Raw genomic sequence first — 12,033 nt, 5'->3', positions numbered from 1 at the left:
CGGTCAACCTTTCTCGGCAACATATTGCGACATCGCAGCGAGCCGGCCCTCGGTCTCTTCAAGCCGGCGCTTTGCCCTGGCACCGCCGAGCACGAAGGTGACCGCCGCCAGCGACTGCGCGATGGCGATGGCTCCGGTCAGGCTCGGGAAAAATCCGGGCGATGCGGCGGCTTCGTAGAGCAGCAAATGATCGGCGCCCTCCGCCATCGGCGCGGCGATCGCATCGGCAATCGCAACCAGCGTGGCGCCGGAATCGTGAGCGGCCCGCGCCGACAGCACGCTGGCCCTGGAATAGGGCGCAAAGCCGATGACTACGACCGCATCGCCGCGCTGAAACGCCCCAAGGTCGAGATCTTCCGGACCGGAGCCGCCGACCAGCTGCACCTCATCGGAACGGAACAGTCGGAGCTGATAATTGAGCAATTCGGCCACGCTGCGGCAGCTTCGAAAGCCGGCGATCCAAATTCGTCGCGCGGCATGCAGGGCCTTGGCTGCGTCGGCCACCGAGCCGGTGGAAATGCGCGCAAGGCCCGCCGCCTCAGCCTCCAACTTGTCGGCAACCAGCGAGGTTTCGGCATGAGGACCCTTGCGGCCGCCGCGGGTGCGGGCTGAGAAGGGCTGCGCCTGCGCCGGCCGGCGCGCCTCGGTCAACGCGGCGCGCAACTCGTCCCATCCGGAATAGCCGAGCGCCTTCGCCAGACGCGTGAAAGCGGCGGGATCGGCGCCGGCCTCGGCGGCCAGATCGCGCATCGAACGCGTGGTGGCATCGTAATCATTGGCGGCGACGAAGCGCCCAACCTGCTGCAGCCGCGCCGGAAGCGTTGGCAACGCGCTGCACAATTCGTTAAGCGGCGAGGATTTCGGTTGCGGTTGCGCCATGAAACAAATGTTGCATATTTTGTGTTTTGATGCAACATATGAAACGCGCCCTCCGGCGCATGGCCGAAGATCGCTGTTGGCAGAAGGATCCTTGCGCTGTGACGACATCCGGGTCCGAACTCCGCCGCCGCAGGCAATTGCGCTTCTCGCTCAGTCGCCAGCAGATCGTCGGACTTCTCTGGCAGGTCGTGGTGGTCGGGATCGCGGTCGCGATCATCGCATTCCTGTGGTCGAACGCCCTGCACAATCTGTCGGCACGGCGGATTTCGACCGGTTTCGCTTTTCTCGGCCGCGAGGCCGGAATGCCGATCACGGACACCTGGCTCGCCTACAGCCCGAGGGATCCTTACGTTCGCGCCTTCATCGTCGGCATCGTCAATACGCTGCGCGTCGCCGTGATCGGCATTGTGCTGGCGACCGGGCTCGGCACGCTGGTCGGCATCGCGCGGCTGTCGTCGAACTGGCTGTTGTCGCGGCTCGCCGCCGTCTACGTCGAACTGCTGCGCGACATTCCGCTCCTGCTGCAGCTCCTGTTCTGGTACGTGCTGATGCAGGGCCTCCCGGCGGCGCGGGCCGCGTGGAAGCCGATCGAAGGCATCTTTCTTTCGAACAGAGGGCTGGTGCTGCCCGCGATTCCGATCACGGAGGCAAATCTCTGGGTTATCGCGGCTCTGATCGGCGGACTGATCGCGCTGTTCGTGCTGCGACGGCACCTGATGGCGCGGCAAGAGGCCGACGGCAAAGTGCGCCATCTCTGGCCCTACGCGCTGGCGCTCATCGCTGGATTGCCGGCGCTGGTGTCGTTTGGTCTCGGTGCATCCTGGACCATCACGATGCCGGAATTGCGCGGCTTCAATTTCGTCGGCGGGCTGACGCTGGCGCCGGAATATTTCGCGCTGCTGATCGCGCTCGTCACCTACACCTCGGCCTTCATCGCCGAGATCGTACGCAGCGGCATCCAGGCCGTGCCCCGCGGACAATGGGATGCGGCCAGCGCGCTCGGCCTGCGCCGCAGCTTCGTGCTTCAGCGTATCGTGCTGCCGCAGGCGCTGCGTGTGATCATTCCGCCGATGACCAGCCAGTACCTGAACCTCACCAAGAATTCCTCGCTGGCCGTTGCGGTCGGCTACCAGGACGTCGTCTCGATCGCCAACACCACGCTGAACCAGACCGGCCAGGCCATCGAAGCCATCGCGCTGATCATGATGGTGTTCCTGTCGATCAGCCTCGGCATCAGCCTGTTGATGAACTGGTACAATGCGCGCATCGCGCTGGTGGAGCGCTGACCGATGACGTCGATCTCCGAGGCGCCGCAAAATCCGCTGCCGTTCGGCGGCGCACGATCCCGCAAGACGCCGGGCGGCGCCGTCATCCGCTGGTTGCGCGCCAACCTGTTCGCCTCGGTCACATCCTCGCTCATCACCGTGATCCTCGTCGTGCTGCTCGGCAAGGCGCTGATCAGCCTGGTGCAATGGGGTTACTGGAATGCGGTCTGGTCCGTCCCCGGCGACCAGACCGGCGCATGCCGCTCGGTCCGCGGGCTCGGCGCCTGCTGGGCCGTGATCCCTGAAAAATACCGCTTCATCCTGTTCGGCACCTATCCGTTCAATGAGCAATGGCGGCCCGCGCTGGTGTGCTTGACATTCATCGCGCTGTTCTTTGTGTCGACCCGGCGGAGCTGGTGGCGCAAGGAACTGCTGCTGATCTGGGCCGCCGCGCTGGCGCTGATCGGCGTTCTGATGTGGGGCGGTACCTTCGGGTTGACCTACGTGTCGCAGGACCGCTGGGGCGGACTGCCGGTGACGCTGATCCTGGCGACGTTCGGGCTCGCCTTCGGCTTCCCGCTCGGGATCGTTGTGGCGCTGGGCCGCCGCTCCAAACTTCCTGCGATCCGCTCGCTCTGCGTGCTCTATGTCGAATTGATCCGCGGCGTTCCCCTGATCAGCCTGCTATTCATGGCGAGCGTCATGTTTCCGCTGTTCATGCCCGAAGGCGTCAATATCGACAAGCTGCTGCGGGCGCAGATTGCATTCGTGCTGTTTGCCGGCGCCTATCTTGCCGAAGTCATCCGCGGCGGGCTGCAGGCGGTGCCTAGGGGGCAGCACGACGCAGCCGACGCGCTCGGGCTCTCCTACTGGAAGAAGAACGGCCTGATCATCCTGCCGCAGGCGATCCGCCACGTGATTCCGCCGCTGGTGAACACCTTCATCGCGTTCTTCAAGGATACCAGCCTGGTGCTGATCATCGGCATCTTCGACCTGCTGACGACGGCAAAGACATCGATCATCGATCCCGCCTGGCAGCCGTTCAGCGTTGAAGTCTACCTGTTCGTGGCGCTGATCTACTTCCTGTTCTGCTTCGCGATGTCGCGCTACAGCCGCGGCCTGGAGGCGCAGACCCGGCGGAGCTGACGGCCGACATATGTGGACGGTCTGCGCCTTCGGTCCTTGAAGCGGTGCCGGCGACAATCAGCGCCCCCACACGGACGTCCGGAGACGCCCTTGCGGCTACACCTTCACGAGGCTTTCGAACCCGCCATAGATCATCCGCTTGCCGTCGAACGGCGGCTTCGATTTCGGATCCATCATCTCGCTGAGCCTGGGATCAGCCATCACCTTGGCGTTGATCTTGTCGCGCTGGGCGCGCGACTTGTAGGTGATCCAGGCGAACACGACGGTTTCGCCCGGCTTGAGCTTCACGGCACGTGGAAACGACGTGAACTTGCCGACCTTGACGTCGTCGGCGACCCATTCGCGATAGTCGAGCGCACCATGTTCGCGCCAGACCTTGCCGGCTTTTTTTGACAGGCGGGCATAGGCCTCAAGATTTTTCTTCGGCACGGCGACGATAAAGCCATCGACGTAGGGCATGCGGATTCCTCGTGTCATTGTCGTCGTCATTGCGAGCGAAGCGAAGCAATCCATCGGGCCGCCAAGGAAGATGGATTGCTTCGTCGCTTGCGCTCCTCGCAATGACGATCAGGCGCTTTCAGCTATGACAACAGGATGCCTGAACTGGCGCGGGCTGGTATTGGTCACGTAGCCGCACCCAGTCCATCGGATAGGGCAGGCCTTCCTCTTGACGCCCGAGCGGGGTCAGGTCGAGATAATGATAGGCGGCGTTCATCATGTCGAGGCCGCGCGCGTAGCAGGAATAGGTGTGGAAGATATTCCCTGTCTCGTCGCGATAGAACACGCTGATCCCTGGCGCTTCTTCGCCGCCAAATGGCGTGGTTCCGAAATTGTAAAGCGTGCCGCCTGACTTGAGCTGCTCGGGCGTGAACGAAACTCCAAAATCGTAGTTGAATTCGTTGCCGCCGGACGACAGCCAGTCAAAAGTCCAGCCCATCCGCTGCTTGAACGCGGCGAGTTTTTGCAGCGGCGCGCGCGAGATCGCGACCATCGTGGTGTCGCGAGCGGCCAGATGCGGGATCATGCGCTCGAACCCGTCGGCCCAGAACGAGCAGCTCTTGCAGGCCTCGTTCCAATCCGGCGCGAACATCAAATGCTGCACGACGAGCTGGCTGCGCCCGTTGAACAGCTCGCCGAGCGACACCTTGCCGCCGGGCCGGTCGAACAAATAGTTCTTCTCCACCCTGACCCACGGTAGCGCGCGGCGCTCTTCACTGAGACGCTCGCGCATCCTGGTGTACTCCTTCTCACGCGCAAGGTGGGCCTTGCGGGCTGCGATCCATTCCTCGCGGGACGCGACGGGATGCAGTTGCATGGGCGGCTCCTTTGTTCAGGCCAGGTAGCTTTCAAGCTTGCCAAGGAATTCGGTCCAGCCGCGCTGGTGATTGTCGCGCGCTTTTTCATCGACAAACTGCGCGTGATGGAAGACCAGCAGCGAACCGCTGCCTTCCGGCTTGATCGAAATGGTCACCAGCGATTCCCGCTCAGGCGTGGAATGCCATGCCCAACTAAACACTAGCCGCCGGTTCGGCACGACCTCGCGATAGATGCCGCCGACCTCGTTGTAACTGCCGTCGGCGCGGAAGCTGATGCGGTAGCGGCCGCCGACGCGCAGGTCGATGTCGGCCTTCACCGAGCCCTCCTCAACCGAGGCAGGGCCGAACCATTGCACTAGCTTTTCCGGGTCGGCCCACGCGGCGTAGACTTTTTCCGGCGCTGCGCTGAACCGGCGCGTGAGCGTGAGGCTTGGGCGCGCGGCGAGATCGGCATCGCTGATAGCGTCGTGCTTGGCAAGGCTTGACTGGGTGGCCATGGGTCTTCCTCCACAAAAGCGGCAAGGCGGTCGAGCGCGTCGGACCAGAAGCGCCGGTAGCGATTGAGCCAATCCATCGCCTGCTCCATCGGCTGGGCGGTCAACCGGCACGACACCGTGCGGCCGGTCTTTTCTCGCGCTATCAGGCCGGCGTCCGACAGCACGTCGAGATGCTTCATGACAGCCGGCAGCGACATCGAAAACGGCTGCGCCAGTTCGCTGACCGACAGGCTTTCGCGATTCTCCAGCCGCGCCAGCAGCGCGCGCCTGGTCGGATCGGACAGCGCGGCAAAGGTGCGATCGAGGGCATCTTCGTGATACTTAACCATGTGGTTTAGTATAGAGGCAAACAAAACGCCGTCAAGCCGGCGTTTGCATCACCTGTTTGAGAGCTCTGACGACGGAAGTCCGGACGGCCGGATCAGTCCGGCCATCCGGGGAAAAGAAAGAAACTCCCGGGCTCGATCAATAATCCCGATAAATGCGCATCCGCTGCTGTTGTCCGAAGGCTACGCGCGGATTGATATTACAGTAGAGCGCCCGACCGGAGGCCGCTGCCAGGCACTGCTCATAGGAGGCATAGGAGCAATCACCGGGAATGCCGATGCCGCGACCCTGCAGGCAGTAGGGATAATCGTAGGCCGCCGCCGGCGAGCTGCCGGCGGCAGTAGCGACTGTCGCCGCCGACAGCGCCAATAGTGCTAACATTGCATTGCGCATCATTTTGTCTCCTTCACGTAACGCAAAAGCCGCGTCGCCTTTGCCATAAAACACGGCGGCCGCGCCGAGGTTCCGTGAGGTAGATCACTGCACCTTCTCGACCTTGGCTTCCTCGATCACTTTCTTCCACTTCTCGGTCTCGGCCACGATCATCGCACCGAACGCCTCCGGCGTGCCGATCAGCGGTTCACCGCCGAGATCGACCAGCTTGGCCTTGATCGCCGGTTCGGCGAGGATCTCGTTGATCTCCTTGTTCAGCTTGGCAATGACTTCCTTGGGCGTATTCTTCGGGGCTCCCATGCCGAACAGCGCGCTCGCCTCGTAACCCGGAACGGTTTCGGCAAGGGTCGGCACGTCAGGCAGCAGCGGCGATTTCGCCGCGCTGGTGACCGCTAGCGCCCGCACCGAGCCCGCGCGCACATGCTGGAGGATGGAAGGCATGTTGTCGAAGATCACCTGGACCTGGCCGCCGAGCAGATCGGTGATTGCAGGCGCCGCGCCGCGATAGGGCACGTGCTGCATCTTGGCGCCCGTCATCGCCATGAACATCTCGCCCGACAGATGCACGGAGGTGCCATTGCCGGATGACGCCAGGTTCACCTTGCCGGGATTGGCCTTCACATAGGCGATGAACTCGGCGACCGTCTTGGCTGGCACGTCCTTGTTTACGGTCATCACGTTCGGCACGCGGTTGAACGCCGCAACCGGCGCAAGATCGCGCACCAGGTTGAACTTCAGATTGGCGTAGAGCGTGGCATTGATGTAGTTGGCGGGATTGACCAGCAGCAGCGTATAGCCGTCAGGCTCGGCATTGATCACCGATTCAGTGGCGATATTGTTGCCGGCGCCCGGCTTGTTTTCGATCACGAATTGCTGGCCGAGCCGCTCGGAAAGCCGCTGGCCGATCAGGCGCGCAATGATGTCGGTCGCGCCACCCGGCGGATATCCGACGACCCATTTCACCGGCCGGGTCGGATAATCCGCCGCCGAAACGCTGCCGATCGAAGCGGCCGTGGAAAGGCCGATGACGGCCAGACAAATCGCGGTGCGACGTGAAATCATAAAGCTTCTCCTTGGAGGCCGGGTTCAGGCCCGGTCCGTTTCTATTAGGGCTCGGTTCTATTGAACCGAACGCGGGCCGCGTTGTAACAAACAAAGTCAGATGCGGCCAGTGCGGCGCAACGTCTCCGACCGCGACGAAAGGATAAGGCATGTCCGTCAGGGTTAACGCTCTCGACCACCTCGTCATCAACGTGTCCGACGTGGCGCGTTCCGCCGAGTGGTACCGCAAGATCCTCGGCATGGAGGTCAAGGTATTCGATCCAGGCCCGGGCAAAACGCCGCGGACCTCGCTGGTGTTTGGTAACCAGAAGATCAACGTGCGGCCACGCGACGCCGACAAGGTCGAGTGGTTCACGGCCGACCACGAAACCGCCGGCAGCGACGATTTGTGTTTCCTGACGTCGAGCACGCCGGACGAGGTCGTGGCGCATCTGAAGGCCAACGGCGTTGCGATCGAGGAAGGCCCGGTGGCGAGGCAAGGCGCCCGCGGCACGCTGCGCTCGGTCTATTGCCGGGATCCGGATGGGAGCCTGATTTAGATTTCGTCGTATGAGGGTGATGTGAAGTAAGGCACCCCCTCCCAGTCATTGCGAGGAGCGAAGCGACGAAGCAATCCACACTGTCCCCGTGGGAGCTATGGATTGCTTCGCTTCACTCGCAATGACGGGGAGAGAACCCCGCAATTCCCGATTTGCCCCGGGCGCCATCCGATGGCAGAACTACTCCCAAGCAAATCCAAGGCCGCCGTAAAGGCCGCATGGGAGGAATCATGTCGTTTTCACAGCCAGCGCCGGGCATTGTCGGACCGTTCGCGGGCCTCGACGTGCCCTGGCTGCTGCGGATGCGCGCCGAGAGCCGCCGCAATCATCCATTCCTGATCTGGGCGCCGTTCGAGGGTCCCGCGCAAAGATGGTCCTATGGCGAATTTCACGAGCGCGTCGGTGCCCTTTCTGCCGGTCTCGTTAAGCGGGGCGTGAAGCCCGGCGACTACGTGCTGATCCATCTCGACAATTGCATCGAGGCGATGCTCGCCTGGTTTGCCTGCGTCGAACTCGGCGCCATCGCGGTCACCACCAACACCCGCTCGGCGGCAGCCGAGATGGAGTATTTCGCCGGCCATTGCGGCGCGGTGGCCGCCATCACCCAGCCCGCTTATGCCGAACTGATCTCGGCCAATTGCCGGGACTTGCGCTGGATCGCCGTGATCTCGCATGACGCCGGCAGCGCGCCTGCGCAAAGCGTATCGCGCGGCGACCGTTTCGAGCAGCTCTTCGCCGACGGTGCCGATCGGCCGCGGCGGGCGACTGACCCGTTCGCGCCGTGCAGCGTGCAATACACCTCAGGCACGACGTCGCGTCCGAAGGCGGTGTTGTGGACGCACGCCAATGCGCTGTGGGGCGCCAAGATCAACGCCGTGCATGAAGACCTGCACGCGGGCGACGTGCACCAGACCTATCTGCCGCTGTTCCATACCAATGCGCTGGCCTATTCAATGCTGGCGGCGCTGTGGGTCGGCGCGTCCTGCGTGATCCAGCCGCGCTTTTCCGCCAGCCGCTTCTGGAGCGTCGCTCTGGAACACAACTGCACCTGGACCTCGACGATTCCGTTCTGCATGAAGGCGCTGCTGGAGCACGAGATTCCGAAGAGCCACAAATTCCGGCTGTGGGGCACCGCGGTATCCGAGCCACCGCCGTTTGCCGCCTTCGGCGTCAAGATCATCGGCTGGTGGGGCATGACCGAGACCATCACCCACGGCATCGTCGGCGAGGTCGACCAGCCCAACACCCCAATGTCGGTCGGCCGCGCCGCGCCGGAATACCAGATCCGCATCGTCGAGGACGACGGCGGGCCGACTGAAGTCGGCGGCACCGGCAATCTCCTGATCAAGGGCATTCCCGGCCTGTCGCTGTTTGCCGAATATCTGCACAATGAAAAGGCCACGCGCGAAAGTTTTGACGAGCACGGCTATTTCATCACCGGCGACCGCGTCACGCTGCTGGAGAACGGCTTTATCAAATTCGGCGATCGCACCAAGGACATGCTCAAGGTGGGCGGCGAGAATGTCGCAGCCTCCGAGATCGAACAGGTGATCGCGGTGGTACCGGGCGTGCGCGAGGCCGCCGTGGTGGCGAAGAAGCATCCGATGCTGGATGAGGTGCCGGTGGTGTTCATCATTCCGCAGGCCGGCGTCAAGGATGCGCCGCCCGATCTGCATGACGCCGTGATGGCCGCCTGCCGCAACAGCCTCGCCGACTTCAAGGTGCCGCGCGAGATTCACTTCGTCGACGACATGCCGCGCTCGACGCTGGAGAAGGTGGCGAAAGCAGAGTTGAGGAAGATGCTGGAAGGCTGAGCACGCAATCATAGAGTGGGCAAAGCGAAGCGTGCCTACCCTCCCGCGGCAACAACGGCGCAAGGAACGGTGGGCACGTCGCTGACGCTCCTTTTGCCCAGCCTACGCAATCCCTTCAATTCACCTCGAACTGGCACCTGAGAATCTCGAGGTTCCGGGTTCAACGCTGCGCATTGCTCCGGAACGACGGAGAAGGAAAATCAATAATACCCGAACGCCACCGGGCGGAAGGCGTGCAGCAGATGCTGGTCGAGCTTGTCGCCCATTTCTTCCATCATGCCGAACGCCTTGGCATGCGTGAACTGCAGCCGGTAGGCGCGCTTCTCGACCAGCGCCGCATAGATATCCACGATCGTGGTCAGCCGCACGATGTCGCTGATCTGCTTGCCGCTCAGGCCGTTGGGATAGCCGGTGCCGTCGAGATACTCATGATGGTGCAGCACCACGTCGAGCATTTCGGGCGGGAAACCGCCTTGCACGAACAGCGCGTCATAGCCGCGGCGCGGATGCTGGCGCATCTCTTCCATCTCTTCCAGCGTCAGCGGGCCCGGCTTGTCCAGGATCGCCACCGGAATGAACGCCTTGCCGACGTCGTGCAGAAGGGCGGCGCGGGCAAGACGGCGCTGGTCGTCCTCGCGCATGCCAAGGTGCTGCGCATACGCCACTGCAAAGCCGGTGACAAAGAGACAATGGCGGTAGCTGCCGGTGTGATGGCAGCCGACCGTGGTCAACCATTCGCGCAAGGACGAATGCTTGATTGCCTTGAGAATCTTGCTCTCGGCCTCGACGATGTCGCTGAATTTCAGGGGGACGCCGGCCGGGAGCTTTTCGAAGATCTTGACCATCACGGCATGCGCCGCCTCGACGCCCCTGTTGAGGGCCTTGCCGCGATCGGTGTCGTCATATCCATCGCTGTCCGGAAACGCGGCGCGGATCCGCTGCAGAATTCCCTGTGCGTCGAACGGCCGCGCAATGGTATCGGTGGCACCGAGCGCCCAAGCCTGCATCGAGCCGTGATGAAGCGCGTCCGCGAGCACGAACAGGCGCGGCATCTCGCGATAGGCCTCGGCCCGCAGCTTGTTGCGCACCAACTGCACGCTCTCGGCGGAACGCAAATTGATGTCGACCACGATGCCCGCGAGATCGCGTTCCGGGGCGTCGGGGATGTCTGATGTCGCGATGGTGTCGACCTGACCGACGGACCGCAGAATGCTGGCGAGCTCGCTGCTCTGATCGCTCCGATCCGAAGCCAGCAACAGCCGGCGCTTGGTCGAAGTCTTGTTGGCTGCCGATGTCATGAAACCCCGGACCCCTAGCGGTGATGACGTGCAACCGAGGCTAGCGGATAAGGAGTTCCCCGGGGCTTAAGAGGCATCGTGAATGCGAGCTACTATAAATGCTAAAATTTTAGTGACCTCGTTCGTGATGCGCCGCACTCGCGGCATCCCGCGGTCGTCATCATCCGCCACCGGGTCGCGCGAACGCGAGCCCGATGACAGGCTCCAGCGGATGATCCAGTACGCCGTGACGGGCGTGGAAACGGCACCGCCGCTGCGTACTGGATGGCCCGCGCGCGCGGGGCATGACGACGGTGGCATAGAAAAAATCCGCCGGAGGCATCGCCCCCGGCGGATTGTTTGTCATCAACCAATCACGCTTACCTTACGCCTTCATGCCGGCCTTCACCGCTTCCGCCGTGATCGGCAACGAGCGGATGCGCGCGCCGCAGGCGTTGAAGATGGCGTTGCCGATCGCAGGCGCGACGACGGTCACCGCCGGCTCGCCGACGCCGGTCGGCTTGTCGCCGTTGGCGATAACGTTGACGGCGACCTCCGGCGTCTGGCTCATCCGCAACGGTGTATAGGTATCGAAATTGGTCTGTTCGATACCGCCATCCTTCAGCGTCGCCTTCTCATACATGGCGAGCGAAAGGCCCCACAGCGCCGCGCCCTCGACCTGGGCGCGGATGTTGTCGGGATGCACCTGCATGCCGACGTCGGTAGCCACGGTCAATTTCTTGACCTTGACTTCGCCGGATGGAGCGACCGCGACATGAGCCACGCAGGCGGTCCAGCTTGCGGTTGCCCGTTCCTGCGACGAGACGCAGGCGATGCCCATGCCCTCGCCCTTCGGCACCTTGGTGGTGCCGTAGCCGGCCATGCCCATCGCCGCCAGCAAGGTGTTGCGCAGCCGTTGCGCGCCGCCGTCGTTCTTGCCTTTGCCATCCAGTAGCGCGATGCGGTACTGCGCGGGATCCTGGCCGGTCGCGTGCGCAATCTCGTCGATCATGCTTTCGACCGCCCAGAACGTCCAGCCCGGCGCCACCGAGCGCAACTGCCCGGACGGCGTGGCGGTGTGCGCCAGCTCGTTCTTGATCGCGCGGACATTGTGATTGGGCACGGAATAGAAGAAGTCTGCCCCGTTCACGGTGAACGAGTCGAGCGGCCCCTTCTTGTCGACCGATGGCGTCAGGAAATCGGGGATTCCCCAGCGCGCGGTCGGCCAGGCCGAGACCACGTCGTGGTTGAGCGCGATCAGCTTGCCGTCACCATCCAGGCCCGCCTTCACCTTCTGGAAGGTCAGCGGACGCGAATAGTCCATGGTCATGTCGTTTTCGCGCGAATAGATCACCTTGACCGGCTTGCCGACGGCCTTCGCCGCCTGCACCGCAGGCACCATCATGTCGGCGTCCAACCGCCGGCCGAAGCCGCCGCCCAGCCACATCTGGTGCATCACGACGAACTTGGGATCGATCCCGGCCGCTCCCGCCGCGATTGCCCCGGTGCGCGTCGCAA

The 12,033-nt window shown here is 63.3% G+C and carries 13 protein-coding genes; 4 read left to right on the top strand and 9 right to left on the bottom strand.

All coding sequences use genetic code 11. The features are described 5' to 3' along the window. Positions 1–3: 3 nt before the first annotated feature. The gene (locus HCN50_RS08715; RefSeq protein WP_171709246.1) at positions 4–879 is read right to left on the bottom strand and encodes a MurR/RpiR family transcriptional regulator; all 876 of its coding nucleotides are present in this window, start codon (positions 877–879) and stop codon (positions 4–6) included. Between the two features lie 98 nt (positions 880–977). Between HCN50_RS08715 and HCN50_RS08710 the strand changes: the two genes are divergently transcribed. Then, positions 978–2,165 (top strand): amino acid ABC transporter permease, encoded by a 1,188-nt coding sequence (locus HCN50_RS08710; protein ID WP_311967613.1) that lies wholly within the window; start codon positions 978–980, stop codon positions 2,163–2,165. Positions 2,166–2,168: 3 nt separating this feature from the next. Further along, positions 2,169–3,290 carry an amino acid ABC transporter permease gene (locus HCN50_RS08705; RefSeq protein ID WP_171709245.1) on the top strand — a complete coding sequence of 374 codons (1,122 nt, stop codon included), beginning with the start codon at positions 2,169–2,171 and terminating at the stop codon, positions 3,288–3,290. A 96-nt stretch (positions 3,291–3,386) separates the two neighbouring features. Here the strand turns inward: HCN50_RS08705 and HCN50_RS08700 are convergent, their stop codons facing one another. The 6 genes from HCN50_RS08700 to HCN50_RS08675 form a co-directional block, all read right to left on the bottom strand. Then, positions 3,387–3,749 (bottom strand): DUF1428 domain-containing protein, encoded by a 363-nt coding sequence (locus HCN50_RS08700; RefSeq protein ID WP_171709244.1) that lies wholly within the window; start codon positions 3,747–3,749, stop codon positions 3,387–3,389. Between the two features lie 118 nt (positions 3,750–3,867). Further along, on the bottom strand, positions 3,868–4,605 hold the full coding sequence (locus tag HCN50_RS08695; protein WP_171709243.1) for a DUF899 domain-containing protein: 738 nt from the start codon (positions 4,603–4,605) through the stop codon (positions 3,868–3,870). Between the two features lie 15 nt (positions 4,606–4,620). Then, positions 4,621–4,962, bottom strand: a complete 342-nt coding sequence (locus HCN50_RS08690) for an SRPBCC family protein (RefSeq protein ID WP_311967609.1) — start codon at positions 4,960–4,962, stop codon at positions 4,621–4,623. Beyond that, positions 4,962–5,432: an ArsR/SmtB family transcription factor gene (locus HCN50_RS08685; RefSeq protein WP_171709242.1), complete on the bottom strand. Its 471-nt coding sequence runs from the start codon at positions 5,430–5,432 to the stop codon at positions 4,962–4,964. Before HCN50_RS08685 ends, HCN50_RS08690 begins: the two co-directional genes overlap by 1 nt. A gap of 136 nt (positions 5,433–5,568) precedes the next feature. Continuing rightward, the gene (locus HCN50_RS08680) at positions 5,569–5,811 is read right to left on the bottom strand and encodes a DUF3551 domain-containing protein (protein ID WP_235976906.1); all 243 of its coding nucleotides are present in this window, start codon (positions 5,809–5,811) and stop codon (positions 5,569–5,571) included. A 96-nt stretch (positions 5,812–5,907) separates the two neighbouring features. Further along, entirely contained in the window at positions 5,908–6,885 is a 978-nt protein-coding gene (locus tag HCN50_RS08675; RefSeq protein WP_171709241.1) for a Bug family tripartite tricarboxylate transporter substrate binding protein, read from the bottom strand. A 149-nt stretch (positions 6,886–7,034) separates the two neighbouring features. On the opposite strand from HCN50_RS08675, the gene HCN50_RS08670 reads away from it, so the two are divergent. Next, positions 7,035–7,424: a VOC family protein gene (locus tag HCN50_RS08670; protein WP_171709240.1), complete on the top strand. Its 390-nt coding sequence runs from the start codon at positions 7,035–7,037 to the stop codon at positions 7,422–7,424. Positions 7,425–7,654: 230 nt separating this feature from the next. Then, positions 7,655–9,238, top strand: coding sequence for an AMP-binding protein (locus HCN50_RS08665; RefSeq protein WP_171709239.1), 1,584 nt, complete (start codon positions 7,655–7,657; stop codon positions 9,236–9,238). A gap of 200 nt (positions 9,239–9,438) precedes the next feature. Here the strand turns inward: HCN50_RS08665 and HCN50_RS08660 are convergent, their stop codons facing one another. Both HCN50_RS08660 and HCN50_RS08655 read right to left on the bottom strand, forming a co-directional pair. Beyond that, positions 9,439–10,536: an HD-GYP domain-containing protein gene (locus HCN50_RS08660; protein ID WP_171709238.1), complete on the bottom strand. Its 1,098-nt coding sequence runs from the start codon at positions 10,534–10,536 to the stop codon at positions 9,439–9,441. Positions 10,537–10,900: 364 nt separating this feature from the next. Beyond that, positions 10,901–12,033 (bottom strand): xanthine dehydrogenase family protein molybdopterin-binding subunit (locus HCN50_RS08655; RefSeq protein WP_171709237.1); only part of this gene is annotated, 1,133 nt, incomplete at its 5' end.

The sequence above is a fragment of the Bradyrhizobium archetypum genome (assembly GCF_013114835.1).
In the GTDB taxonomy this organism is placed as follows: domain Bacteria; phylum Pseudomonadota; class Alphaproteobacteria; order Rhizobiales; family Xanthobacteraceae; genus Bradyrhizobium; species Bradyrhizobium archetypum.
Note: the sequence above shows the minus strand (reverse complement) of the source record. Positions and strands in the feature narration are given on the sequence as shown.